Raw genomic sequence first — 26,752 nt, 5'->3', positions numbered from 1 at the left:
TTTGGCAATACCGGGTGAAGCTGCGCACTAAATATCTGATGTGCTGAAGTGCTGACGTTTTGCCACTAGCACCTGAATCAAAATAGCGTCCTCATGACCCAAAAATCAAATTTTGTCACCTTGACCTTAGCTAGCTGCATAACAACGAAGTTTGCTAGTCAAGGTTTTACTGCTTAGAGTTTCAACGTTTAGCTTGTTAAAACTTATATAAAAGTTATATTCCTTGGTACAAATTTTTCCTTATCTTGGTACACTCGCCCAGTAAGGGTCACGGGTTATGATTGTGGCACTATCTTGACAACCTCTTGGGTTTTCACAGATTAATATTTAGTTGCTTGCCGCTGGGGAAGTGAACCGTGCGAATTCCGCTCGATTACTACCGAATTTTGGGCCTACCTATCCAGGCCACTGCTGAACAGTTGCAACAGGCTCATCGCGATCGCGCCTTGCAACTTCCTCGGCGTGAATACTCTGAGGCAGCGATCGCTGCCCGAAAGCAGCTGCTTGATGAAGCATATGCTGTTCTATCCGACCCTGATCAGCGTCAGGCCTATGACGCTAATTTTCTCGCTAAAACCTACGAGCTTGAGCCCGATCGCCCTGGCACCTCGTCAACTACAACACCTGCAGAATCCACAGATACCAGTAGCGACCCCTATACCCCTAGTGTTGACATCCACGATGACCAACTTGTGGGTGCCTTGCTTATCTTGCTAGAGCTTGGTGAGTACGAATTAGTGCTGAAACTAGGGCGTACCTATCTGGGTAACAACAGCAGTCTTAAGAATGGACGCTTTGGCGAGCCAGATATTGTTTTTGCCGACATTATCCTCACCGTCGCTTTAGCCTGCTTAGAGCTAGGACGAGAGCAATGGCAACAGGGACAATATGAAAACGCCGCAGAGTCCTTAGAAGCAGGGCAGGAATTGTTATTACGCGAAGGATTATTTGCTACCGTTCGGGGTGAAGTTCAGACGGACTTATACAAGCTGCGACCTTACCGAGTGTTAGAGCTGCTAGCGCTACCTGAGGAAAGCACGACCGAACGACGGCAAGGACTGCGTTTGCTGCGGGAAATGCTGCAAGAGCGGGGTGGGATTGATGGCACTGGCACCGATCAATCTGGTCTTAACGTTGACGACTTTCTCCGCTTTATTCAGCAGCTACGGGGCTACTTAAGCGCCGCAGAGCAGCAAACCTTATTTGAGGAGGAAGCACGTCGTCCTTCGGCTGTGGCTACCTATTTAGCAGTCTACGCTTTACTCGCCCAAGGATTTGCTCAATGCGAGCCTGCCCTAATCCGACGAGCCAAGCTGATGCTAGTGCGACTGGGTAGCCGTCAAGATGTGCATCTAGAGCAAGCGGTTTGTGCGCTCCTTCTAGGTCAAACTGAAGAAGCGAGTCGAGCTTTAGAGCTAAGCCACGACTACGAGCCTTTAGCCTTTATTCGAGAGAATTCGCAGGGATCACCAGACCTGTTACCAGGTCTCTGTCTCTACAGCGAGCGCTGGCTGCAAGAGGAAGTCTTTCCTCACTTCCGTGACCTAGCTCAGCAGCAAGTTTCTTTGAAAGATTATTTTGCTAACGAACAAGTTCAAGCTTATTTGGAAGAGTTACCCAACGAATCTCCTAACAGCAATGGTTGGGCAGGCTCCTCCAAAGTTGAGACCAATGGACAATCTAGCTCGACGCGAAACGTGGGTCAGTTTAGCAATGGGCGTGAAGTTGGCAGCTACCCACAACCGCCTGCAGCCGCTACCCGCCTACAGCAAAGCGTGGAGTCAGAACCTAGAGTTGCCCCTACGACTCGGGCAGTCACCACAGTTTCTCAATTAGGGCAAGTGGGTGCAGAGCACACAACCCCAGTGCCCTCGAATTCAGTTCCAGTAACTCCGCCCTCTAGCCAGCGTCCTGCCTCGGGAATCGTTACCAGAGACGGCAATGCTCATAATTCATTGCGCCCTGCGGCGCTGGATCATTCCGGGCCACCACCTAGAGAGCGATCGCGGGGTCAGGTTGCCAATGGCCTCCGAGTTCCCGATCCGGAAGACTTACCGCCTCGGCGGGGAGGAGAGGCCACCTCAACATCTGCAAAAAAATCCAAGCCGATTTTACTGTTTGTACTTGGCTTACTAGGACTTGCAGCCCTAGGGTATCTAACGACCAAAGCCTTTGGCTGGGCCACAGGTGCCCTCCAAGACTCACGGGGACCCAAGTTAGAAGCAAATCAACCCATGATCTCGCTCGATCGCCCACTGATTGCCGTACCTGACCCTGAAGATACGGCCCAGGCTGCCGCAGGTCCCTTGACTAAAGAAGCAGCTCAGACAGTGGTACAAACTTGGTTATCTGCTAAGGCTGCGGCTCTCGGTCCCAATCACGCCACTACTCAGTTAAATCAAATTTTGACTGATGGTGCTCTAGCGCAATGGCAACAGCAAGCTGAAGACGACAAGGGTAGCAATTCCCATCGGGAGTATCAGCACGCGATTAGATCAATTGATGCGGTCGAAATGAGCGATGTTGACCCCAATCAAGCCAGGATTGATGCGGAAGTAAGTGAAGCTGCTGCCTTCTACGTCAATGGGCAACTCGATCGCAGCTTATCCTACCCTAGCGAAACCATTCGAGTGCGCTATAACCTAGTGCGCCGCGATGGTAGATGGCTGATCCGGGAAATGGATGTGCAGTAGCAGCATTAGATCTAATCCACAGCTAGATCAATGCTGCGGTTCCATTCAGACCAAGATGGCAATGAGAATTTGTTTCTAAAAACTTTCACTGCCATTTTGCCCGCTGATCAGTAAGTAGATATACCTTACTTGAGGTTATCGCTAACCGCTTGGGGGACCAATGATAAGATCAGCCTGGGTTCCCAAAAACAACTGCAACAAAATGGCAACTATGTTATCGCTAGAAGCGGCTAGGGCACAACCTAAATTGAAACTGGGACGAGTCTTAATTGTCGAAGATGAAGAGCTGATTCGTGAAACGATTGCTCTAGCGCTAACAGAAGAAGGATATGAAGTTTTAGTCGCTGAAGATGGACGCAGTGTGGCAGAGCTGACCCTAAAATCTGAAGCAGGCAGCGAAAATGAAGCGGCTCAACTCGATTTGGTCATCCTTGACCTCATGCTGCCCTACATCAACGGGCTGGATCTGTGCCGATTGATTCGCCATGAAGGCAATAGTGTCCCAATTTTAATGCTGAGTGCGAAAGGCAGCGAAACCGATCGCGTAGTGGGACTAGAAGTGGGTGCAGATGATTATTTGACTAAACCTTTTGGCATGCGAGAACTCATTGCTCGCTGTCGTGCCCTACTCCGTCGGCATCGGCATACACAACCAACCATTCCAGAACCGATTCTAAAGTTTCAAGAGATCACCCTTTATCCCCAAGAATGTCGGGTTATGGTGAGGGGTGAAGAGATTAATCTTTCGCCCAAAGAGTTTCGGATTTTAGAGCTATTCATGAGTCATCCTCGGCGAGTTTGGTCCCGCGAGCAGCTAATTGAGCGGGTTTGGGGACCAGATTTTATGGGAGACAGCAAGACGGTTGATGTACATATTCGTTGGCTACGGGAAAAACTAGAGCTTGATCCGAGCCACCCTGAGTATTTACTAACGGTACGCGGATTCGGTTATCGATTTGGCTAAAACAGGTTCGTTTGCAAACTTCGATGGCCCCTAGGTATGTCAAATTTTGGTGGAAGCGCTACGCAAAGACATGATTGCCCTCTGCGATCGCCATTGCCGTTACTGTGGAATTCCTAGGTTTTCTCCTCGGACTCGCACTTGGTCTAGCTCTGCTGGGGTGGTATCGGCTGCGGCTGAATCAGCGATTGGCGATATTAGCGCGAGATTTACAGTCAGAAATTTGGGGTTCGCCTGCTTCTCTGACTTCGCGGCTTACGCTCGCGATCGCCTACCAAAAACAACTCAGCCAGCAGCTAGAACAAGAAGTTGAAACCTGGAAGCAGGTACTTTTTAGTGCCCCTGTGGGTTACTTACAGGTAGACGAAGACAACCAATTAACTTGGTGTAACGCCCAAGCGCGCCAGATTTTAGGGATTCAGCAATGGGAATCTAGCAGACCCCGTCTGTTGCTGGAACTAGTGCGCTCCTATGAACTCGATCAACTGATCGAGCAAACTCGTGATGCCCAGCAACCCTGTGATAGCGAGTGGGTATTTCACCTGAGTAGCCCTGATCCCGTTAGCATTTCCCGCCAATCCACCTGCCCGCTGCGAGGCTATGGCTTGCCCTTGTTAGGAGGTCAGGTAGGCGTTTTTCTCGAGAATCGCCAAGAAGCCGCAACCCTCGCTCAGCAGCGCGATCGCTGGATTTCGGATGTGGCGCATGAACTCAAAACTCCTTTAACCTCAATTCGTTTGGTAGCCGAAACCTTACAAACTCGCCTAGAGCCACCGTTACGCAATTGGATCGATCGGCTGTTAAACGAAGCGATTCGGCTCAGCAATTTGGTCCAAGACCTTTTGGACCTGAAACAAATTGAGCGTGGGGCTCCTTACTGCCTGAACTTAGGCCAACTCAACCTGGCAGAGCTAATTCAGTCAGCTTGGCTTAGCCTCGAACCCCTAGCTCGTAAAAAACACGTGCAACTTTCGTACCACGGACCTGAAGTAGTGCTCATTCAGGCGGATGGTCCCCGGCTTTTCCGGGTATTGCTCAATTTGTTGGATAACAGTATCAGATATAGCCCTTCCCAAGAGGCAATTAGAGTTCAGGTCAGGGTTCAGGAGGTAGCTTTCAAGGCTACAGAATCAGTTGAATCACAGGTTTGCTTGGAGGTGATTGATTCGGGACCTGGTTTTCCAGAAAGTGCTCTACCCTACGTATTTGACAGGTTTTATCAAGTTGATCCCTCGCGATCGCGCCAGTCTGGAACTAGCCCGTCTTTAGAAGTGCAAACCCCCGTCACCCGCATCAAGGTGCCAATGCCTGAAAAATCTAATGGGCTTGGTTCTCCCACACCAACGATGCATCCGGGAAACCCACTAGAGGTAACAATTAGTCAGGCTACAACTGCCTCCCCGCGAAGAGAGCTACACAATTTTGGCCCTTCAGAGGCAGAGGTTCAACGGAGTGGTAGCAGTGGACTAGGACTCGCTATTGTCCGGCAGATTGTGGAAGCGCATCAAGGCTCTGTAAGTGCTAACAATCATCCAGAAACGGGAGGTGCATGGTTACAGGTTTTTCTGCCTTGTCAGCAATCTCACCCATTTATAAAAAGCTGAGACTCGTTTCTCTAGCCCATCTTCCTGTAATATTTGTACATATCTGATGACCGCGTAGTCTACAGAGCAGTCCCCTATGGAAGAACGGCTGCATAAAATCTTGGCCCAATGGGGCATCGCTTCTCGCCGCCATGCGGAGAAGATGATTCTTGATGGGCGAGTTCGCTTAAATGGTACTGTAGCGCAACTAGGCCAGAAAGCGGATACACAACGCGATCGCATTGAAGTGGATGGAGTCATCATCCAACCCACCCAGCGACCTCAGCATCTGTACCTCCTGCTCAACAAACCCGTAGGGGTCGTTTCTACCTGTGATGATCCGTGGCAGCGGTCTACAGTTCTGGATTTACTGCCTGAAGCCCTGCAACAAGGTCAAGGTTTGCATCCTGTCGGTCGTCTAGATTTTGACTCCACTGGAGCTTTATTGTTAACTAATGACGGTGAATTAACGTTTTTGTTAACGCACCCTCGTCATCAAATTCCTAAAACTTATAATGTTTGGGTGCAAGGTCGTCCTTCGGAGGCAGTTTTGCAGCAATGGCGTCGGGGGGTCATGCTATCGAACCGAAAAACTTCACCGGCACAAGTCCGTGTACTAGATCGGCAAATGGGGAAAACTCTCTTGGAGATTGTGCTGCATGAAGGTAGAAATCGCCAAATTCGACGAGTTGCAGAACAGCTAGGGCATCCAGTTTTAGAGTTGCACCGGGTCGCGATTGGCCCCATTCAACTCGAACAACTTCCTCCTGGCAAATACCGAACCCTGACAGATTATGAGATTAACTTTTTACAGACGGAAACTATTAGCCCCAAACAAGGCATTGGTCCTTAAGACCAGTGAGTATACAAAACTACTAGACAAATTTATAAATAGTGCGGCAGACGTCAAGGAGCATAGCGTATGAAGAAGTCAACCCTACAACTAGAGCAAGAACGAGTCAACAAACTTCAGGAAATGGGTTCCTACTTACGCCAGCTTCGCCAAGACCAAGGAATGTCGTTAGAAGAAGTTGCAGCGAAGACCAAAATCCAAATGCGCCTTCTAAATGCTATTGAGGCAGGTGATCTAGAGCAGTTGCCTGAGCCAGTTTATATTCAAGGTTTTATTAAACAGTTTGCCGATGCGTTAGGGATTAACGGGGCAGCATTTGCCAGTTCATTTCCCACGGCTCCCATCTTGCGACCGATTCAACAGCCTTGGCGCAACTTACCTGCCGCTCAATTACGGCCAGTCCACTTGTATGTGGTCTATGTCTGCTTGATTGTGTTTGCAGTCAATAGCTTGTCCTATTTGATGAACCGTTCTGGTACATCAACAATTTCCAACATAGAGGCATATCAACCACCTGGCACTCAACCAGGCCAGGCTGCTAACTCAGTGGTAGCCAATCAAGCTTTTGGGCCTTTTAGCCCCGTTAAAGCGCCTGCTCAGGGCAAGATAAAACCTGCGACTTCAGGTTTAGCGGGTCTCTTGGCCATGCCTCAAAACGCCAATGATTCTGGTAAGCCAGTCCGAGTTAGCGTCACTTTCAAGGCTCAATCTTGGATTCGAGTGGTCACTGATGGTAAGACCGAATTTGAGGGAGTTTTACCAGAAGGAACTCAACGCACTTGGATGGCTGATGAACAGTTGACCCTCAGGGCTGGTAACGCCGGGGGTGTGCTTGTAGGGCTTAACGATCAGCAGGCGAAGCAGTTGGGTGACCCAGGCTCGGTAGAGGAGGTCACTTTTGAAGCGAGTACGAATGCGGCGCAACTCTTACCCGGAGGGCCGGGAGAGGAGCCAAACAACTTGACTCCCACAGTCCTCCCGGTACCATCCGATCGCGTGGCAATCCGTTAATCGATCTATCCCTAGGCCTAGTTATCCAAGCTTGAACCCAAAGCCGCTTGGCCTGGATTAGGTTTGAGTTTGAGGAGCGCGACCGAATAACTCCGTCATCGTTCTGAGGCGATCGCGCACTTCTGGAGTCAAGGCATCTGCCTGGTATCGCCAGGTCCAGTTGCCTGCGTTGTCGCTGGGGTCATTCATGCGCCCTTGATTATCTAAGCCCAATACGTCTTGGAGTTGGATGATCGCTTGATTGGAAACCGAGGCAAGAGCTAGACGGATAAAGTCCCAGTGGACCCCCGCTTCGCTTAAACAACCCAAATACTGAGTCACAGCGTCGCGATCGCTAGAGGAAAGGCGATTAAACCAGCCCACAATCGTTTCATTGTCGTGGGTGCCTGGATAAACTACGCTATTAGCTAAGTATTTGAAGGGTAAAAAGTTTTTGTCCCCCATGTCGCCGAAGGCGAATTGCAAAATCTTCATGCTGGGGAAGCCAAAGCGATCGCGCAAGGCATCCACTTCTGGCGTGATCACACCCAAATCTTCCGCGAGTACGGGCAGTTGCCCAAATTGCTGCTTCAGGGCTTCAAATAGAGCTTCTCCGGGGGCTTCAATCCACTCCCCATTCATGGCAGTGGTTTCACCTTGCTTGACCGCCCAATAAGCCTGGAACCCTCGGAAGTGGTCAACCCGAACCATATCCACGTAGTCGAACAGGGCTTGGAACCGCTGCACCCACCACTTGAAGCCAGTTTGTTGGAGCCGCTCCCAGTTGTAAACGGGATTGCCCCAAAGCTGCCCAGTTTCACTGAAGTAATCGGGTGGAACCCCCGCCATCAACGCAGGCTCTCCCGTTTCAGGATCGAGGCAAAAGTTTTCTGGGTTGGCCCAGACATCGGCGCTGTCCTGAGACACGTAAATAGAAATATCGCCAATCACTTTGATCCCACGCAGATTCGCGTATTTTCTCAGCGCTGACCACTGCTGGAAAAACTCAAATTGCAGGAATTTGTGTAGCCAAATCTCAGCCTGAAGTTTGTCTTGCCACTGAGCGATCGCGTCTGGTTGGCGTTTGGCGATCGCGGGTTCCCAAGTGGGCCAACTGGTATCCTGGAACGCATCTTTCAGCGCCATGAATAAGGCGTAATCGTCCAGCCAGTATGCGGTCCCTTTGCAAAATCCTTCAAATTCTTTTTGCTGTACGGCTGAAGCCTTGGCTTGAAAGTTCTGCCAAGCTTTTTGCAGCAAGGGTATTTTGATTTGACGCACTTTGGCAAAGTCAACTGCCATTGGCAACTCTGGCAAATCAGCTAAATCTGTTTCTTCTAGCAACCCTTTGTCGCGCAACACTTCAAGGCTAATTATCAGATGATTGCCCGCCATCGAAGAGTAAGACGACAGATAGGGAGAATTCCAGGGCTCACCTGTCGGCCCTAGCGGTAAAATCTGCCAAAGTTGTTGGGCACTGTCGGCTAAGAAATCAATGAAGCGATAGGCTTCTAAGCCTAAGTCACCAATACCAAATCGGCTAGGAAATGAGGTGGGATGCAGTAAGATGCCGCTAGCTCTGGGAAAGGGCATAGATAACCTGAAATATAAACAGTAAGCGTCCTGAATTTAGCAACTGTTTACTATTACATCATCAGTCTCGAGTTTCGATTTATTGCTGCCAAAAGCTATCTCTTTGGCTAGATGATAGTGCTCCAAATTTAAGAGCTGGAGAGTATTGCATAATATAGTGTGTCTTCGTCTCCCCAACGCTAATAAAGCCTAGCCGCTCGTAAAGGCGCTTAGCTGGATTCTGTTTAAGCACCTGTAACTGCACAGGCAAATTTGAGGCTTGCCCTTGGTCAAGGATGCTTTGCAGGATTAGGGTGCCAATGCCACGGTTTTGAAATTTAGGCAGAATCAAGAGATTGCCAAGATACAGCTCCCCTACACACTGCAATAGCTGTAACATTCCTACCTCGATCTGATTAACAAGAATTACTCGGATCAGATGAGGATTAAAGGTTTCGCCAAATAAATCCGGATTCCAAGGATAAATGCGCTCTACATGTTCTTTGAGACAAGCTGCGTGCATTTTGTTCAGGAAATCAAAATCTGCTTCGGTTGCCTGCCGAAATTGTACTTTCATACTTTCTCGCGCCAGAAAATGTCGAGGGTGCTGAAAGCCAGGGTTCTCGGGTAATTAAGAGTAAGCGATCGCCCCTAGCTATGAAACTAATCTAAATCTACTGAGCAGGATTCACCTTACCAATGGTCTGTAGCGTGCCGTCATCCTTTACCGTCCAGACATCGTAGCTGCTAACCACATCGCCATTCTCGTCAATATCTACATTGCCGCTAGCGCCTTGGTAGTCAATCTTCTCGCCCTTTTGTAAACGGGCTAAACCATCACACACATCTGTCACAGGAGTTCCAGTTGGGCCAGCGACTTCTCGGAGTTGGCTCTTAATGCCTTCACCCGTATTGCTGTCTGCTGCTTCTGCTGCTAGTACTAAGAGCGCTGCCGCATCCCAAGCATGGGGGACAAAAGCACTCAAGGGTTTAGCTTGTTTCTGTTGCCAGAGCTTCGTGAAAGCGGCCAGAGCTTTACCGTCCGCACTTGGAATCGTCCCGATCGCCCCTGCCAGAATAAATTTGCCATCCTTGGTTTTGCCCACCTGTTCGGCAAAGTCTTCTGAATAACCGCCATCGGTCAGCATAATCTGTATCCCTTGGCTCAGACCTTGTTGATAAGCGGCTTTGAGAAACAAGCTACCTGTCTCACCATAGATAAATGCAGCAACCGCATCAGGTTTGTTGCCAAAAGCAAGTGCGGCCTCTGATTCAAAAGTCGTGGCTTTGGGGTCATAGCGGGCGGGTTTGCCCTCACCTGCTACCGTGCCTCCGCGCTGCTTAAAGGCTTGAGTAAATTCTCTCTCCAGACCCACACCGTAATCATCATTGATCACAATCGTTGAAACTTGCTGATAGTTCCGCTGCTGAGCCAATTTAGCTAAAGCTTGGGCCTGGTAAGTGTCCGGCGGGGCAGTCCGCGCCCAAAATCCCTGAAAGTCACCTTTTTTGGCGCGTTCCGTAAACGTAGGACTCGTGCTAGCCGGAGAAATCAGCATCACCTTGTTGCGTACCGCCACATCTACCGCTGCGCTCGAAACGCTACTGGGAAAGGAACCCACCACACCCGCAACTCGATCCACTTCCACCAGCTTGGCCATCGCCTCAGCCCCAGCCGCAGGTTCGGTCTGGTCATCTTCCGACACCAAACTCACAGGTGCCTGATTCACCCCACCGCATTGGTTAACGGTCTGCACTAACAAAGAAACAGCATCCAAAAGCGGTGGCCCTACCGCCGACAAGTCACCTGTGGCAGGCAGCAAGGCACCTAACTTCAGCCCTTTGGCATTATCAGTAGCGGTTGTAGCAGGAGACTGGTTTGCTCCGCCTGAATTGCTGGTGCTTTGGCAAGACGCGATCGTCAAACCTACCACACCAGCAGTAATGACCACAGCCGTTGCCGAGCTACACCTCAACTGTTTCAGCAGAGCAAATCTGTTCATCACGGTGCCGTACCAGATAGATCAAGAAAAGCTGGCAAGATAAAAATGGGTGTTCATGCCAGAGAGCGATCGCGCCTAACTCTACACCTTATCCCCTTGGCGACCGTAGATGTAAACCATCTCTTTGAGGCGGTTGCTGTAGTCTTGAGTCATTGCCTCGGCTCGGAATCGCCAAGCCCAGTTATTTTCTGATGTACCAGGCGCATTCATTCGGGCATCAGAACCCAGACTAAACAAATCTTGAATTGGAATAATGGCTTGATTGGCCACAGAACTCATAGCTAGACGGATCAAATCCCAAACAATCCCATAAGGCCCAGTGCAGGCAAGGTATTGGTGTAGGCGATCGCGCTCATAATCTGGTGCTTGCTGATACCAGCCCAGCGTCGTGTTGTTGTCGTGGGTGCCCGTGTAGATCACACTGTTCGCGTCCACATTAAAAGGTAGATAAGAATTCTTGGCATCACTACCAAAGGCAAAATGTAGAATTTTCATGCCAGGGAAGCCAAAATGATCGCGCAGATCGAGCACAGCTTGATCAATGTCCCCTAAATCCTCAGCAATAATCGGCAGACTACCAAGTTGTTGGCGAATCACTTCAAACAACTTATAACCAGGAGCCTTAACCCATTGCCCATTGATTGCTGTCTCTTCACCTGCAGGAACCGACCAGTAGGCTTCTAATCCTCGGAAGTGATCGATGCGAATCATATCTACATGGGCCAGGATTTCCCGGACTCGCTCCACCCACCAAGTAAAGTTGGTTGACTCCAGGTAACCCCAGTTGTAGAGCGGATTACCCCAAAGCTGTCCTGTCTCAGAGAAATAATCGGGTGGCACACCCGCAACTTCCAGAGGCTGACCTGTTTCAGAATTGAGTTGAAACACTTCTGGATTAGCCCAAACATCGGAACTGTTGTGGGCAACATAAATGGGAATATCACCAATAATGCGGATGTTTTGAGCATTACTGTAGGTTTTGAGCTCTCGCCACTGCCGGAAGAACTCAAACTGCAAGAATTTTTGGAAGTAGATCTGATCCGCTAGCTTGTCTCGCCACAGATCCAGCGCTTCTGGCTTGCGTAGCCGCAGTTCCTCTGGCCATTCCACCCAGCTACCACCTTCCTGAGCCTCTAGCAGCGCCATGAATAAGCTGTAGTCTTCTAGCCAAGTCGCTTTGCCCCGACAGAAACCTTCAAATTCTGTCCGTTGGATTGGGCTAGCTTTCTGCTTGAAATTCTCACAGGCTTGCCGTAGTAAAGGCATTTTCCAAGCAATTACTTGCTCGAAATCAATCTTGTCGATCGCAAAGCCAGGAGCATCGCGGAGGTCATCTTCACTCAAAAAGCCATTGTCTCTCAGAATGTCAGGGCTAATCAGCAGCGGATTCCCTGCCATCGTCGAAAAACTCATGTACGGAGAGTTGCCGTATCCTGTGGGGCCTAGAGGCAATATCTGCCACAGGCGCTGTTCGCTGCGAGCCAGAAAATCAATAAACTGGTACGCTTCCAGCCCTAGATCACCAATGCCATAACGACCGGGTAGACTCGTTGGATGTAGCAGGATACCACTGGCACGGGGAAAGGGCATAGAAATTTGCCTCCAAAAAATACTCTGTCAGTGTAGCCACCCCTCATCTTAGTGGAATCTTCCCTTGGTAGAATTACTTCTGCCTCCCTTTCAGGAGTTGAAACCTTTGGCCTACCGCAATCCAATCCCTACTGTTGACATCATTATTGAGCTGAGCGATCGCCCTCATCGCCCCATTGTGTTGATCGAGCGGCTGAATGAGCCTTACGGTTGGGCGATCCCAGGCGGGTTTGTGGACTATGGGGAGCCTGTGGAGGTCACTGCCCGACGCGAGGCCCAGGAGGAAACGGGTTTAGCGATCGAGCTAATTGAGCAGTTTCAGGTGTATTCCGACCCTAGCCGCGATCCACGCAAACATACGCTGAGTGTGGTGTTTATTGCGGTGGCGAAGGGGGAACCCCAGGCGGGGGATGATGCGAAAGGGATTGCGCTATTTGAGTCTTGGCGGGTGCCTGAGAATCTTTGTTTCGATCACGATCGGATTTTGCGGGATTATTGGCGGTATCGGCATTATGGGCTGCGACCTCGCTTGGTCTAGGTTTTTGTGAGGTGTTTGGGTTTTGACTAAAATCCGAACCCTTGAGGGCACCTGCCCTCAAACTCCCGCTGAGGGACGGCTGCGTCCCCCAGACCCCCTCCAGACGAAGTTGAGTGTGGGTATTTCGAGATTGAGGTGAGTTTTATGTGCTTTTCTTTTCTGGCCTCTGACTCCCGACTCCTGACCTTTGACTCCTGGCTCCTTCCTCCTTTCCCCTCACTCCTCTCTCCTCACTTCATGAGAAAATGCCTTGGTTTCATAGTGATGGTTGAAGGGATATGACGCGCAAGGTAATTCGGACAGAGCACGCTCCCGCTCCAGTGGGGCCATACAATCAGGCGATCGCGGCGAGTGGACAGTTGGTGTTTGTAGCAGGACAGATCGCACTTGATCCGCAAACTGGGGCGATCGTGGGTGAGGGCGATGTGGTGCGGCAGACAGAGCAGGTGATGGCCAATCTGGAAGCGATCCTCAAGGAAGCAGGAGCCACTTTTGCAGATGTGGTCAGAACTACAGTATTTCTAGCTGACATGAACGACTTTGCCGCAGTCAACGGGATCTACGCCCGCCACTTCGACGAAGCCACAGCCCCAGCCCGCGCCTGCGTCCAAGTCGCCCGCCTCCCTAAAGATGTCCAAGTTGAGATCGACTGCATCGCCGTAATCTAACCAAACCTAAACAAAACCCTCCTCAGGAGAGCCACACTTGGCCAACCAAAGCACTTTTGGAGGGGGCCTGGGGGACGCAACCGTCCCTCAGCGGGAGTTTGAGGGCAGGTGCCCTGAAGGCTCGGATTTCACAAACTCCAACTAAGACAACTCAATCAAGCAGATGCGATCGCCTAGCGACCGTGCAAATGCTGCACCAACTCCATATCCACAAAAGTCGTCCAACCCACCTCACCAGAAAGCACCGTAAACGGCATACCCAGATCACCCAGATGATCCAAAACCACTACAGCTCCTGGAAAATCTTGGTCTTTGGTGTAATCATTAATCGTCACAATCGTCTTGAGATCCGCTTTGTCAGCTGAAATCAAGCCGTTGTGCGAATCCTCAAATGCGATGCAATCCTGAGGCGCAATCTGCATTTGCTCCAAAGCATAGAAATAAATATCAGGAGCAGGTTTCTTCGCTGGCACAATATCACCCGCCGCAATCACATCAAACCAGGCAATGCTTTCATGCCCCAAAGTACTTTCCAAAAGAGCTGTGACATTGGCTGGAGTGGTCGTAGTTGCGATCGCCAGACGAAACCCTTGGGCACGCGCTTCATCCAACAACCGCTTCACCCCAGGTCGCAGGGGAATACTACCTTCGCTGAGTAGTTGCGTATAGTGCTTGGTTTTAGCCTTGTGTAACCCTGCGATAAACTCGTCCAAATTATTAGGGCGTTGGAAGTCTGAGCGATATTTGTCGAGGTAGAACTTCATTCGCTCTTTGCCGCCTGTGACGGCTAACAGTTCTCCGTATAGCTCGACAGTCCAATCCCAATCCAATTCAGCTTCGGCAAAAGCGCGATTGAAAGCGACTCGATGACCATCCCGCTCGGTATCGGCTAAGGTGCCATCGACATCAAAAATTAGTGCTTGCAGTTTGGTCATAATCAGCCGTCAACCAACGATGAGAGAATTTCCAAAGGCGAGTTTAACCCTTTGGCACTCTAGCTCAATTAGGGTCAAAGGTTAAGTAGGCAAAATCTCTCAGCTTTGCGATAACCGCTGTACCGTTGCACCACCCAAAATGTCATGAGCTTCTGCTAGGAGCGTCGGAATTTTGTCAGCGTGAGGACTATTCTCCAAACACTGTCGCAAATCGAGTTGCACAACTTTCTCCGCTCTGGCACCGGGGAACCAGTGATCTGCTTGACCCAGCAAGTTGTAGCGCATCTTGCCGTAATCCACCATGTCATAGGCGATCGCGAGATTCCGCAACCAAAGAATGGTGTGAATGTTCATGCCTCCCGGGGTTGCTTCAGGTTTAGGCAAGCCAACATGCCAAGTTCTCCACCACTCTTCACCTAGAGCAGCGATCGCAGCTTGCTCTAGACGGGACAAAATGGGGGGCAAAATTTCGTCAGCGCGATCGAGCAGGTCTAGGGTTTTCAGATGTTCGTCAAAGTCGGTGGGACGAGACGCGCCAATACTCAGCGTGTGTACCTGTGGGTGACTTAGACAAAACAGATCGTTAAAGACCATCGGGCTGAGTGGCGCACACAAATCCACCAATTTTTGAGGGGGTTTGTAGAGATCACCGCCTTTATTGGTAGGGCTGATAATAAACACGCCCATATCGTGCTTCCCAGCAGCCTCGATCGCGGGCCAATTGTTTTGGTTGATGTAGTACCAATGCAAGTTCACATAGTCGAACTGGTCCGTGGCGATCGCTTGCAAAATCACTTCTAATGGTGCGTGGGTGGAAAAGCCAATAAAGCGTACTCGACCTTGCGATCGCAGTTTTTGGGCTACTTCTAAACAACCACCTGGATGCAGGCAATCCTCCAGCAGTTCAGCATTATTCACGCCATGCAACGACAACAGCTCTACATGATCGAGTTGCAGGTAAGCCATTGATTGCTCAAAGGTTTGCAAAAACCCTTGCGGATCTGCGGTCGGAATGATTTTGGTTTGCACAATTAGCTGGTCGCGTGGCAGTTTCGGTAATACCGCTCCCAACTGCATTTCGGAGCTACCATATCCCCGCGCCGTTTCGATGTGGTTGATCCCTAGTTCTACAGCCCGTCGAACCGTTGCCTCTAAATTCTGTTGGTTATCAGCAGGAACTGTATCTTTGGGGACATCTTGCCACTTGTATTGGTAGCGCATTCCTCCACAAGAAAACACAGGCATGGATAACTCTGTCCGCCCAAACCGCCGATACTGCATCTTTAATCCCTGCGTCTCTACCACGGTAGGGGCGAACGGTCGTTCGCCCACATTGCCAGGTTAATTCCACAATTATGCTTCGCGCACAATCGGCTGCCCATCTTTAACTTCACCGACCAACACCAGATCGGTTAGGCCGACAAACAAACCATTTTCCAAAACGCCGGGAATGTTGTTGATCGTCTTTTCCATCTCAGCGGGGTTGTCGATGCTGTCAAACTTTACATCCAGCACCATATTGCCCTGATCGGTGATCACGGGGCCAGCTTTCTTGACACCCATCCGCAGTTCTGGCTTGCCCCCCAACTTCTCGATCGCCCGTGCCACTGGTGTAATTGCCATCGGGATCACTTCAACAGGCAGCTTAAAAGTAGTACCTAAGCGATCGACCAGCTTAGAGCTATCCACCACCACAATGAATTCTTTGGCTAAAGCATCCACAATTTTTTCGCGAGTATGAGCCGCGCCGCCACCCTTGATCAAATTGTGCTGCGGGTCAACTTCATCGGCTCCGTCGATCGCGATGTCGATGTACTCGATTTCATCCAGCGTCACTAAGGGGATGCCATACTGCTTCGCCAGTACCGAGGATTGGAAAGAAGTCGGCACGCCTTTGATGTCCTTGAGTTCTCCAGATTGCAGGCGATCGCCCAAATACTGAATCATCAATGCTGCAGTTGACCCGGAGCCTAACCCCACAATAGAACCGGAGTGCACACGAGCGGCTGCGGCCTTGGCAACTTCTTGCTTCATCAACTGAATGGGGTCTACTGACGCGGTCATTCCCAAAGCTCCTTGCATATCAATGGATTAATCTGCACGGTCTATAGCATGACCTAAAGTGAACTCCGTGCCTAGTCTGCTGAGTCAATTCACGTTTTTTGATCCCTGGCAAAAGTTAGGGCAGGACTCAATCGAGACATGAGTAAAAGTTGCCCTGGATTAAGCTTCTGGAGCAACAACTGTCGGCACCGATGCGATCGCTTCCGTCACCCGAGCAAATTCAGAAGCCAATGTAGAGGCTTGCTCCAAGGCTTGCGGATCTGAGAGTAGGTGAAAATATTTCACAGGTAGCTCAATCGCAAAATCGGTTCCTTGCCCTGGCTCAGAGTGGCAACGGAGTTGGCCCTGATGCTGATTGACCACAATTTGATAGCTGACAGTCAAGCCGAGTCCTGTTCCTTGACCGATTTTTTTGGTAGTAAAGAAGGGATCAAAAATTTTGGATCGGAGTTCGGCAGGAATTCCAGGACCGTTATCGGCGATCGCAATCCGGGCAAAATTTTCCTTTCCTGACGCACCTAAGACCAGTTCTGTCCGAATCGTAATGGTTTTGGGCTGGGTGGCTCCACTACTGAGCGCTTCGATCGCATTGGTGATCAAATTTAGAAAAACCTGATTGAGTTGTCGCGGATAGCACTCTAGCGGCGGCAGAGCGCCATAATCACGAATCACTTGGATTTCATTTAACTGATTTTGCAAGATCGCTAAAGTACTCTCTAAACCATCGTGCAAATTCACGGTTTTGCGGCCCGACTCATCCAGGCGAGCGAAGTTTCGCAGCGACAGCACAATTTCCCGAATCCGCGAGGAACCCACCTTCATCGACTTCAGGATGCGGACCAAATCTTTGAGCAGAAAGCCGAGTTCTACTTCGTCAATCAAAGCTTGTACTTCTGCCACTGGCTGCGGATAGTGGACTTGATAGGCAACCAAAAGGCGGTTGAGTTCCTCGATATAGCGCTCAATATAAGGAATATTGCCGTAGATAAAACTAACGGGGTTGTTAATTTCATGCGCGACCCCTGCCACCATCTGCCCCAAGCTGGACATTTTCTCACTCTGAATCAACTGGGCTTGAGTGAGTTGCAGTTCTTGTAACGTTTTTGCTAAATGTTGGGCTTGAGCTGCACTTTCTAAGGCTTGTTGCTGAGTTTGAGCATACAAATTTGCCTGTTGAATGGAGATTGCTAATTGGTCAGCAACTGCTTGAGCGAGTTGTTGGTCGTTGTCTGACCAATAGCGTGTATGAGAACACTGGTTTAAGTACAAAATGGCGTGCAGAATCCCATTGGTTTGCACTGGCACCACTAAGGATGATTGAATCTGGGCTTGTTTATATTCCTCGTTGTAGGGACCGACTCGCTCATCTTGAGCCACATCCATCATCACCACAGGTTGGCGATGCTGAATCACCCACTGAGTGATGGGGCCATGCGTATCAAAGTCATCAATGGAAGGGGAAAAGGATCCTCGGCAAATTTCGTATAAGTGTTTGCGCCGAAAAGCAACGCCAGGGATGGATTCTTGGACAAGTTGTGGCAGTACATTCAGTGGCTCTATTCCACTATGTTCCACTAAATGCACTAAACAGCGATCGGCCTCTAGCGCTTTTAGTAGCTGCGCGATCGCCTGCGTCAAAATGGTTTCCAAGTCAAAGCTTTGCCGAGTTTGGCTGGTAATCTGATTTACCAGTTGCTCACGTTGGGCCTGCCGTTGTGTCTGCTCATAAAGCCGAGCTTGGCGAATCGCAATTTCCAATTGCTGCGCCAACGACGCCATAAACTCTACCTCAGCTGTTTTCCAACGGCGAGGTTGGTCTGACAAACAAACTAAATAACCGATGGAATCGGCTCGATCCAGAACCGGAACTAACAAGTTAGCTCGTGCTTCCAGCACCTGAAAATTTAGCCCACTTTTAGAGCGTTGCCATTTCGCTAGCCACTGCCTTAGCCAGCGAGTAGTAGCAGAAGCATGAGCATCGCCACAACTCACAATTAACTGACCTTGCGTGATCGCCTCAGCCGCATCTCCGAAAGCGGTCAATGGGGTGTAGCCTAGCTGGGAGCCGCGATCGCTCCCTAGGCGTTCACAGACAACCTGCACTCGGCAAGTGTCACTGAAATACCAAAAAAAAGCACAGTAATCCAGATTCAGTAACGTGCCAACCTCATCCACCGCTGTTTGAAGTACAACGTTCAACTCCAAAGAATTACGGATGCGGTCAACAATCTTGCGCAATAGAGCGCTTTGCTGATGATACTGGCTCAGAGCTAGCCGACCAGAAAAGTTGGTAAAGGGAAACACACGGTGTAACAGGGGAAAGAGCATAAGGCACTAGAGAGTCTACCATTGGACCGATAGATGCTTCTAGGTTCAAACTGCAAATACTGACAACGAAATCCCTATGAAGATGACGCTTTTGAGCGAAAACTTCAGTAGTTTATTTGACATTTATCGAACCATCAATCAGCTAGTGCCAAAGCTTACATTTTACTGAAACACACGGACGAAAAAATAACTCAGCAACAAACGATACTTTTCAACCTTATTTTCTGTTTAGTAAGTTCTCTGCCGCCAGCCAAGACTGACACATCCCTAAACAGTATCGTTGCTTCCTTTGGTAGTTGATTTGTATCTACTTAATCTCACACCACCATACTTTTCGTGAAATGAAGAGCAGATCACTCGCAATGTCTACATCAGCTAAAGGTTTTGCCAGTTCGCTCAGAAACAGGGTTTTTGCCCTCTTGGGTTGGAAGCCATTAATTATGCTACAAATAACTCAGTACCTAAAGAAACTGGGAAACTACTAGCTTTATGGTTGGTAGGTGCTTAGGTTATCCCGGCAATCTCGGTAGACGAATTGCTAAGGTTAGGTACTACAGCCTGAACTGAACTACTTTATGTAGAGCTTTGAGGAGCAATCCTTAGGCAATCAGCGACCTAAAAATCCTGTTGTTTTACAGCAGGAGGGTCCAGCGAGCGCAGTGCTGTATTCAACTAGCAACTTGTTATCCTTGCCATAGATAGTGAAAGAGGAGTGTATGAATAAGAAAGTAATTAGCCTCGCCCTAGTACTCAGCTTGGCCGCTGCTTTGGGAGCTTGCGGTGGTGGTGGTGATACCACTACTAGCCCTTCCCCTGGTGAATCCCCCGCGGGTTCCCCAACCACCTCTCCTACTACATCTCCCTAGGCTTTTTATCCCATACTTGACAAGCTTTATCCCTCAGTCAGTGTCCAAAACTGCCTGAATGGTGGCTTTAGGCTCAAAGTATGAAACAGCCCGAGAGATTGCTCCTCACAACCTATTGCAGTCCAAGTCAAGCTTTTAGCGTCGTATTGCTCCAAGACCGATCGCTATACGAACTGGATCTAGGTTGAAGGTGGCCGTCCTCTAACAACCCTGTAATTAATTTGGTGGCTTACAAGAGCCCAGTGGTCGAGTTTGGCAACCATTCCAAGCTTTAGCAAACTGGCTCTTGTGAGCTTATTGCTATTTAATGGTGGCTAAAATTTGTGGTGGGTACTAAGTAACTTGAATCAAGGACTCAGCGATCGCCAAGTTGACTACCAACCCAACCTTATTAATTTTTTAAGAGACTTTATTCCTTGAAAAATGCTTTATCTAGTTAGGAATCGCTGCTTTGTAGCTTAGGATGACAGAAAAAGGCTGTCTGCATGAACCATAAAAGGCAAATATTCCTTATGGACTTGAAGGTCAGCGCTACTTCTATCTTAGGTTCGATTGTTTGCTCGTTTGCTTTAGCGACTGAATTTGCTTACGCATTACCCCCTGCGGAGGATACCCCTGAAGAAATTCTAAGGACGGAAATTATTACTGAAGCGCGATCGCCCGTAGATGGAAAGTCCTTGACTCCAGCACAGTACGCTGAGTTACAAGCCCAACTAGAAGCAGGACCGCCTATTGATCCCAAGTTGTCTCCTCAGGTCAGACGAACCATCACCTTACTACGCTTACGCCAGTTTATTCGAACCTTTTTTCCCTTCTTATTGCGCTGACTAGCTAGGTCTTTTCCCTCTGAGAGCGCCAATTGAGATCGCGATCGCATACCCACCTTCATAATTTTTAGCCCTAGCGGCAAGCCCAGTTTTTCCTGCTTCTCTAACAAAATTTACCCGCCTAACCCGACAAATAGCCAGAACTCATCCAGTAAACCCTACCTGACTACCGCAAACATGTCTGGATTTAGGCAGATGATTTGAGACTTTAGCTATGATTTGCTACGGTTTACTACAGTTCATTACCTGATTTTTACATTTGGGTTTTATACACCTTGACAGCTATCAGTTACACACCCCCATCCCATTCAACTTTCGAAGTGGGCGTAAGCTGTTGATGCTAATTCTTTCAAAGGTTTTCAGTGCCTTCAGTTTCTCTCAACTAAAACAAGAGCCTCTGGATTTCAGAGCACACGCGTATTACAAAACCTTTTTCCCGAGTTGGAACGCATTCAATAATCTCGTTTAGGTAGGTAGTTTCATGTCAATGACCGTTGCCCCTGAGCAAATTGAGCGGATTGTTTGGAATCAGCACCATGACCCCTTTGAAGTTTTGGGCCCTCATGCCGTACAAAGGGATGGCCAAACTGTTTGGGTCGTGCGAGCTTATCTGCCTAATGCAGACGCAGCCTGGGTGATTTTGCCAGAAGAACGGGCAGAGCATGCGATGCAACCCATTCATCATCCTCATTTCTTTGAATGCACCATTGATACTCCAGAGTTAGCTAATTATCAATTACGCATTCAAGAGGGGGATCATGAGCGTGTCATCTACGACCCCTATGCCTTTCGTTCTCCTTACCTCACAGACTTCGATCTACATTTGTTTGCTGAAGGTAACCACCATCGCCTTTACGAGAAATTAGGGGCACATCTGACAGAAGTCGAAGGGGTCAAAGGCGTTTATTTCGCAGTTTGGGCACCCAATGCTCGTAACGTTTCTGTTCTAGGTGACTTTAACCACTGGGATGGCCGTAAGCATCAAATGCGTAAAGGTCCTTCCGGGATTTGGGAACTATTCATTCCAGCCTTAACAGAGGGCGATCGCTATAAATACGAAATTAAAAACCAAGCGGGACATATCTACGAAAAATCTGATCCCTTTGGTTTTCAACAAGAAATTCGGCCTAAAACAGCTTCCATTGTCACCAACCTAGATAATTACACCTGGAATGATCAAGATTGGATGGAGCAGCGTCGCCACACAGAACCGCTCACCCAACCCATCTCGGTCTACGAAGTCCATCTGGGTTCCTGGTTACATGGCTCCTCTGCTGAACCCGCTCGCTTACCCAATGGCGAAGCGGAGCCTGTTGTTCTCGTTTCCGACCTCAAGCCTGGAGCCCGTTTTCTCACCTACCGAGAGTTGGCCGATCGCCTCATTCCTTACGTCAAAGAGTTAGGCTTTACCCACATCGAGCTTCTACCGATCGCCGAGCACCCCTTCGATGGGTCTTGGGGATATCAAGTCATTGGCTACTACGCCTGTACTTCTCGCTACGGCACCCCTCAAGACTTAATGTATTTCATCGACCAGTGCCATCAAAATGGCATCGGGGTCATTGTGGATTGGGTACCTGGTCACTTTCCCAAAGACGGTCATGGTCTAGCCAACTTTGATGGCACTTATCTCTATGAGCATGCTGACCCCCGAAAAGGTGAGCACAAAGAATGGGGCACCTTAGTTTTCAACTACGGTCGGCATGAAGTCCGGAATTATCTAGTAGCCAATGCCCTATTTTGGTTCGACAAATATCACATTGACGGTATTCGAGTAGACGCAGTCGCCTCCATGCTCTACCTCGACTACTGTCGTAATCCAGGAGAATGGCTACCCAACCAATATGGTGGCCGAGAAAACATTGAAGCCGCTGATTTTTTACGGCAAACTAATCACACCATTTTTAGTTATTTTCCTGGGGTACTCTCCATCGCTGAAGAATCTACCTCTTGGCCAATGGTGTCATGGCCTACTTATGTCGGTGGTTTAGGCTTCAACCTCAAGTGGAACATGGGGTGGATGCATGACATGCTGGACTACTTCAACATGGACCCTTGGTTTCGCCAGTTCCACCAGAACAATCTCACCTTCAGTATCATGTATGCCTTCAGCGAAAACTTTATGCTGGCGCTGTCTCACGACGAGATCGTGCATGGCAAGAGTAGCATGATTGGCAAGATGCCAGGAGACGAGTGGCAAAAATTTGCAAATCTGCGATGTCTCTATGCCTACATGTTCACGCATCCCGGCAAGAAGACTCTATTTATGAGTATGGAGTTTGGCCAATGGAGTGAGTGGAATGTTTGGGCTGACTTGGAGTGGCACCTTTTACAACACGACTCTCACCAAAAACTTAAGCAGTTTTTAGGTGACCTCAATCACCTATATCGAGGTGAACCTGCACTTTATACTCAGGACTTCTCGAATGATGGGTTTGAGTGGATTGATTGTAGCGACAATCGTCACAGTGTAGTTTCCTTCATTCGTAAAGGCAAAGACTCTGATGATTTCGTAGTTACTATCTGCAACTTCACACCGCAACCGCATGCCCACTACCGCATTGGGGTTCCTGAAGCAGGATTCTATACAGAGTTATTTAATAGTGATGCCCGCAAATACGGGGGCAGCAACATGGGTAATCTAGGTGGTAAATGGACAGAAGAATGGTCCTATCACAATCGCCCCTACTCAATAGATCTATGCCTGCCACCTTTAGGCGTTGTCATTTTGAAGCTCGATCGTGAAAAAACAAAAGCAGCTAATGCAAAACAACTAAACGCTGGTTAGTTGCTGCTTACATGTACCGACAAAATTCTCGTCGCTTGTGAAGCTGCACTTTATTGGTTCTACAAGTGATGAGAGCTTTCTTTTTCAGTTCAATAACAAAACCTACCATTCTGGGGAGAACGGTTTTCTTTGGCCGTACGAATTGCACCAATAAGTGTAGAGGTAATAATGCAACGCTTGGCTTTACCCCCATCCTTTGAAGATAAAGTTAATCGTCCAAGCTGTCCATTTACATTGCCTTTAAAGTTAAACTGAACTCGCCAAACACCACTACTTTGAGTAAATGTGGTTTCTGCATCATCAATCTGCACTTTAGAACTCAAGTCATGCCATTTTAATAGTGTTGAATTCACAGTTTGGGGATGAGCTACCCACTGCGATATTTCATTCTGTTCTCGAAAGCTAACTTGCCAGGTTAGTTTCTGGTGAACAGAGTTATTTTTTGCTTCTTGCAGCGATCGATATACTTCATTCTGAGCAGCATTAAGAGATTGAATATTTAAAAAAGCTAGCCAACTAGGAGCTGCGATCGCACTAAGGCTACCTATTATGAATACGACCACCAACAGTTCAAGTAGTGTATAGCCCTCAATAGACGATTTTTTCCTGACTCGGATTTTTGATAAATATGCACAGCTAAACCTCATATGAGCACCCTATTTTTTGAGTTTTGAGTTCAGTTTAGGGTTCCCAAAGGTTCAGTGAGATCTTGCGGATTTAATCCTTTGTCTAAATTTAATTGGAGCTAATTAAGCGATTTATGCCGATGGAAGGCAGCCTCTGCCGTCTGAAGCTCCTGTGGTACTTGTGCCTATGTATCGACCTCGATCTGTAATTAAAGAGCCTAAAAGTGTTACTACCTTAACGCAGCGCTTAGTACCAACGACGGGTAAAGTGGGGTCATCAGAGCGAGGAACAGCTACTGTAATGTCCAGACCTGTGTCACTCTGTGCTGATAGCGTTCCTAAATAATCAAAATTTACAGTACCACTAGCATAGCCCGCAGCATTTCCTACCCGATTAAAACCGCTTGATTCATTAATGTTAGTTCTCAACCAAATTTGTCTAGGTCCTAGGTTGCTAATTAGCGGTTTCCAAACAACGGTACTAGAACTAATCCGACTTTTCGACGCTTCACTGTTGGTTGTCGAGGTATCAGTTAGATAAACTGCATATTGGGGAATTCCATCAGCGCTTGTTCTAAAAGAAACACTGTAGCTTAACTTCTTTTGCTTCGCTTCACTTTGAGCAGTTCTTAAGGCAGTTAAGACAGCACCCTGAGCTGTGCTGACCCTTTGCTGATTTAAGAACGCTAACCAGCTAGGAGCTGCAATCGCACTTAAAACCCCAATGATAATAACAACAACTAATAGTTCGAGCAGTGTAAATCCTCGACTTGCTCTAGAAGATGACCTCACAAGTGGGAACCAAAAGGGTTTACCAGCTGTACTTGGTTGTTTCTGAGGGGTAATGGTGTTTAACAAGCTTTGGTCCTCCAGTGCATAGTAAGAATTTATAATTTCAGATCTTTAGTCATCAAAGCTATCTAGCATTTAAGAAGCCACGACCTTCAACTTGAATTTGTGTGGTTGGGAAATAAGCTGACTGCACTTGGCTGTAAAAAGGAGGGACTTTGTTAAAGCGAGCTAGCGCGTTACCTCGAATATAAACCTGGGCCAAATTTCTAGTAGAGTCTACGCAAGTATAAAAGCTATTAGGAATCGTTGTAGATGTAGCTGGTGGAATTCGCTGAGGCGCAGCACAAGTAAAGGGTAAAGGGGCAGTAGTGCTCTGATCAACATAGTCAGCTAAAACGTCTACGCCAGTATCGTAGGCGGCTGAATGTTTTGTCCACTGGTTCATCCGAGCTTTTAGGTCTCCTGCCAAAGAGAGGTTTGGTGGCATAAAACCTGGACTAGGAAGTAAGAGATAGTTGACAGTTCGAGAAGGTTGCGTACCAATCACTTCTACGCGAGATGGCTTACTCGTATCTGTAGTGCGAATTCCATCTCGAATTTCAAATCTACCGATGCGGGCAGCATTAGACCAGTTGGTCGTGGTGCTGTTGTCTCTAATTAGATAGTAAGCAACGAGGGAGTAGACAAACTGGTCTTGCTCGCTGCATGTCGTACCATTGGATAACTTGAACAAGCAACCTATGGTAGTGTTGTTGCTACCGCTGGTCACGGGCAAGTCTCTAGGTAAGCTTGCACGTTTCCAAAAAACTACGATTGGTTCACAAGTAGGAGTAGCATTACAGCCAGCTGTAGGCTGAGCGGGTGGAATTTGATTTCTAATTCCAGAGAGGGCGGGGTCTGTGTTGGTGTTTCGCGAAATACCATCAGCATCGTAAATATAGACTGCCTGGGCTAAGTCTCTAGCAATATAGTCGATCGCGGCTTGCAGTTCTTGTTCAGAAGTTGATTTAGCCTGCTCCTTACGATCGGTCGTGACAATATTGAGCATAAATGACAGCAGTGTGCCAATGATCAGAGCAGCGATAATCATGGCTACTAGCAGTTCAATCAGCGTAAAACCACTTGTTGAAGCGGTTTTAGAAGTCTGCTTTAGCTTTAAATACTGACTCAGAAGAAACTTTAGTGAACTCATGATTTGGCTGCTCTCTTAAGAACCAGGTTTTAGGACTGTTTGGCTGAGATTAGTGAATCTGATGATAGACAGTACTTTACTGACAACCACCAAAACGGCTGCACAAATCTCTAAACTTGGTTGCGTCAGTGACAACTTCTGTCGTTAGCTCCACTAGGGGCGCTTTGCGTTGTCCCAATCCTCCGGTGAAGGTTGATTGCTTCTGATTGCTAGTGCAGGCAGGTGATGGATTACCAACACATCCTGCACTTTTAGCGATCGGATTCGTATCTCTAAAAGCATCGGCTCGGTAAACTCTCAAGCTGAGAACGTACCCTCTATTCAGCTCTGCTTCCTTTTCTGCTGGGGTAGTTGTGGTGCGCGACACGCTTCTAAAAGCTTGGACCACAAAGTCTTTAGCATTAGTGGCAGTACACTGACTATCCCCATCGCCATCGATGCAGTAAAGACTAGCACTAGTTGTATTAGTGCAATAGGGATAGCCAACTGTAGTGGACGGACAAGTCAAACCTGAGCCACTGCTAGGTGCAGGTACAGCTGCTAATGTGGGTCTTTGTGATGTAAAGGCTTGGGTCATAGTGTCTACTTCTTGGAGAAGAACCACGTGTTCTGGAGGGGTAGTGGCTCCAGTACGGACACCATCAACGTAAGCCCTCGCTGCCTGGGTAGCAAGTTCTACTCGCCTAGCTTGAAGTCTTGTGCCAACTGAAAGCACAATCATTGGAGTTACAGCTGTCAGCAAAATTGCAACAACAATGATTGCTAGCAATGATTCAATCAGCGTAAAGCCAGATTCGTCGCTATTAGCGGTAGAGCGCAACTGCAAAGCTCGGATGATCCGCTTGTTTAGATAGGGAAACTGCTTCCTGCTCATAGTTTTAGT

22 protein-coding genes are annotated in these 26,752 nt (G+C 48.5%); 10 read left to right on the top strand and 12 right to left on the bottom strand.

All coding sequences use genetic code 11. The annotated features are described in order from the left end of the window. The first annotated feature begins 356 nt into the window (after window positions 1-356). The 5 genes from H6F68_RS29600 to H6F68_RS09755 all read left to right on the top strand — a co-directional run bounded on the left by H6F68_RS29600 (window position 357) and on the right by H6F68_RS09755 (window position 7,101). Window positions 357-2,693: an IMS domain-containing protein gene (locus H6F68_RS29600; RefSeq protein WP_190558519.1), complete on the top strand. Its 2,337-nt coding sequence runs from the start codon at window positions 357-359 to the stop codon at window positions 2,691-2,693. A gap of 202 nt (window positions 2,694-2,895) precedes the next feature. Continuing rightward, window positions 2,896-3,657: a winged helix-turn-helix domain-containing protein gene (locus tag H6F68_RS09770; RefSeq protein WP_399313466.1), complete on the top strand. Its 762-nt coding sequence runs from the start codon at window positions 2,896-2,898 to the stop codon at window positions 3,655-3,657. Window positions 3,658-3,731: 74 nt separating this feature from the next. Further along, window positions 3,732-5,258: a cell wall metabolism sensor histidine kinase WalK gene (locus tag H6F68_RS09765; protein WP_199300007.1), complete on the top strand. Its 1,527-nt coding sequence runs from the start codon at window positions 3,732-3,734 to the stop codon at window positions 5,256-5,258. 76 nt (window positions 5,259-5,334) lie between these two features. Beyond that, window positions 5,335-6,090 carry a pseudouridine synthase gene (locus tag H6F68_RS09760; RefSeq protein ID WP_190558517.1) on the top strand — a complete coding sequence of 252 codons (756 nt, stop codon included), beginning with the start codon at window positions 5,335-5,337 and terminating at the stop codon, window positions 6,088-6,090. A gap of 69 nt (window positions 6,091-6,159) precedes the next feature. Then, window positions 6,160-7,101, top strand: a complete 942-nt coding sequence (locus H6F68_RS09755) for a helix-turn-helix domain-containing protein (RefSeq protein WP_190558515.1) — start codon at window positions 6,160-6,162, stop codon at window positions 7,099-7,101. A gap of 57 nt (window positions 7,102-7,158) precedes the next feature. On the opposite strand, the gene malQ (H6F68_RS09750) is transcribed toward H6F68_RS09755, so the two are convergent. From malQ (H6F68_RS09750) to malQ (H6F68_RS09735), 4 genes are all read right to left on the bottom strand, one after another. Continuing rightward, complete coding sequence (gene malQ / locus H6F68_RS09750) at window positions 7,159-8,673, bottom strand: 4-alpha-glucanotransferase (RefSeq protein ID WP_190558513.1); 1,515 nt, start codon at window positions 8,671-8,673, stop codon at window positions 7,159-7,161. A 79-nt stretch (window positions 8,674-8,752) separates the two neighbouring features. Then, window positions 8,753-9,229: an N-acetyltransferase gene (locus H6F68_RS09745; protein ID WP_190558511.1), complete on the bottom strand. Its 477-nt coding sequence runs from the start codon at window positions 9,227-9,229 to the stop codon at window positions 8,753-8,755. A 97-nt stretch (window positions 9,230-9,326) separates the two neighbouring features. After that, the gene (locus tag H6F68_RS09740; RefSeq protein ID WP_190558509.1) at window positions 9,327-10,655 is read right to left on the bottom strand and encodes an ABC transporter substrate-binding protein; all 1,329 of its coding nucleotides are present in this window, start codon (window positions 10,653-10,655) and stop codon (window positions 9,327-9,329) included. An 81-nt stretch (window positions 10,656-10,736) separates the two neighbouring features. Further along, window positions 10,737-12,245 carry a 4-alpha-glucanotransferase gene (gene malQ / locus H6F68_RS09735; RefSeq protein ID WP_190558506.1) on the bottom strand — a complete coding sequence of 503 codons (1,509 nt, stop codon included), beginning with the start codon at window positions 12,243-12,245 and terminating at the stop codon, window positions 10,737-10,739. 64 nt (window positions 12,246-12,309) lie between these two features. Between malQ (H6F68_RS09735) and H6F68_RS09730 the strand changes: the two genes are divergently transcribed. Together H6F68_RS09730 and H6F68_RS09725 are read left to right on the top strand one after the other, a co-directional pair. Further along, window positions 12,310-12,783 (top strand): NUDIX domain-containing protein, encoded by a 474-nt coding sequence (locus tag H6F68_RS09730; protein WP_399313460.1) that lies wholly within the window; start codon window positions 12,310-12,312, stop codon window positions 12,781-12,783. A gap of 278 nt (window positions 12,784-13,061) precedes the next feature. Then, window positions 13,062-13,451 (top strand): RidA family protein, encoded by a 390-nt coding sequence (locus H6F68_RS09725; RefSeq protein ID WP_190558504.1) that lies wholly within the window; start codon window positions 13,062-13,064, stop codon window positions 13,449-13,451. 173 nt (window positions 13,452-13,624) lie between these two features. On the opposite strand, the gene H6F68_RS09720 is transcribed toward H6F68_RS09725, so the two are convergent. From H6F68_RS09720 to H6F68_RS09705, 4 genes are all read right to left on the bottom strand, one after another. After that, window positions 13,625-14,386 (bottom strand): HAD family hydrolase, encoded by a 762-nt coding sequence (locus H6F68_RS09720; protein ID WP_190558502.1) that lies wholly within the window; start codon window positions 14,384-14,386, stop codon window positions 13,625-13,627. Between the two features lie 99 nt (window positions 14,387-14,485). Next, window positions 14,486-15,718 carry an aldo/keto reductase gene (locus H6F68_RS09715; RefSeq protein ID WP_399313456.1) on the bottom strand — a complete coding sequence of 411 codons (1,233 nt, stop codon included), beginning with the start codon at window positions 15,716-15,718 and terminating at the stop codon, window positions 14,486-14,488. Between the two features lie 21 nt (window positions 15,719-15,739). After that, window positions 15,740-16,450 carry a ribose-5-phosphate isomerase RpiA gene (rpiA, locus tag H6F68_RS09710; protein WP_190438955.1) on the bottom strand — a complete coding sequence of 237 codons (711 nt, stop codon included), beginning with the start codon at window positions 16,448-16,450 and terminating at the stop codon, window positions 15,740-15,742. Between the two features lie 159 nt (window positions 16,451-16,609). Further along, entirely contained in the window at window positions 16,610-18,778 is a 2,169-nt protein-coding gene (locus tag H6F68_RS09705; protein ID WP_190558500.1) for a GAF domain-containing protein, read from the bottom strand. 716 nt (window positions 18,779-19,494) lie between these two features. On the opposite strand from H6F68_RS09705, the gene H6F68_RS09700 reads away from it, so the two are divergent. The 3 genes from H6F68_RS09700 (at window position 19,495) to glgB (ending at window position 23,259) form a co-directional block, all read left to right on the top strand. Then, on the top strand, window positions 19,495-19,644 hold the full coding sequence (locus H6F68_RS09700; protein ID WP_190558498.1) for a hypothetical protein: 150 nt from the start codon (window positions 19,495-19,497) through the stop codon (window positions 19,642-19,644). 512 nt (window positions 19,645-20,156) lie between these two features. Continuing rightward, entirely contained in the window at window positions 20,157-20,471 is a 315-nt protein-coding gene (locus H6F68_RS09695) for a hypothetical protein (protein WP_199300006.1), read from the top strand. Window positions 20,472-20,952: 481 nt separating this feature from the next. Then, complete coding sequence (gene glgB / locus H6F68_RS09690) at window positions 20,953-23,259, top strand: 1,4-alpha-glucan branching protein GlgB (RefSeq protein WP_190558496.1); 2,307 nt, start codon at window positions 20,953-20,955, stop codon at window positions 23,257-23,259. Window positions 23,260-23,348: 89 nt separating this feature from the next. Here the strand turns inward: glgB and H6F68_RS09685 are convergent, their stop codons facing one another. The 4 genes from H6F68_RS09685 to hpsB form a co-directional block, all read right to left on the bottom strand. Next, entirely contained in the window at window positions 23,349-23,906 is a 558-nt protein-coding gene (locus tag H6F68_RS09685; protein ID WP_190558494.1) for a Tfp pilus assembly protein FimT/FimU, read from the bottom strand. A gap of 111 nt (window positions 23,907-24,017) precedes the next feature. Beyond that, the gene (locus tag H6F68_RS09680) at window positions 24,018-24,743 is read right to left on the bottom strand and encodes a Tfp pilus assembly protein FimT/FimU (protein ID WP_199300005.1); all 726 of its coding nucleotides are present in this window, start codon (window positions 24,741-24,743) and stop codon (window positions 24,018-24,020) included. A gap of 58 nt (window positions 24,744-24,801) precedes the next feature. Continuing rightward, window positions 24,802-25,869: a hormogonium polysaccharide secretion pseudopilin HpsC gene (gene hpsC / locus H6F68_RS09675; RefSeq protein WP_190558492.1), complete on the bottom strand. Its 1,068-nt coding sequence runs from the start codon at window positions 25,867-25,869 to the stop codon at window positions 24,802-24,804. Window positions 25,870-25,945: 76 nt separating this feature from the next. Further along, window positions 25,946-26,743: a hormogonium polysaccharide secretion pseudopilin HpsB gene (gene hpsB / locus H6F68_RS09670; RefSeq protein WP_190558490.1), complete on the bottom strand. Its 798-nt coding sequence runs from the start codon at window positions 26,741-26,743 to the stop codon at window positions 25,946-25,948. Between the last annotated feature and the right edge of the window lie 9 nt (window positions 26,744-26,752).

Source organism: Trichocoleus sp. FACHB-262 (assembly GCF_014696035.1).
Taxonomy (GTDB): domain Bacteria; phylum Cyanobacteriota; class Cyanobacteriia; order FACHB-46; family FACHB-46; genus Trichocoleus.
The sequence above is the reverse complement of the archived record's forward strand: the minus strand, read 5'-3'. Positions and strand labels throughout refer to the sequence as shown.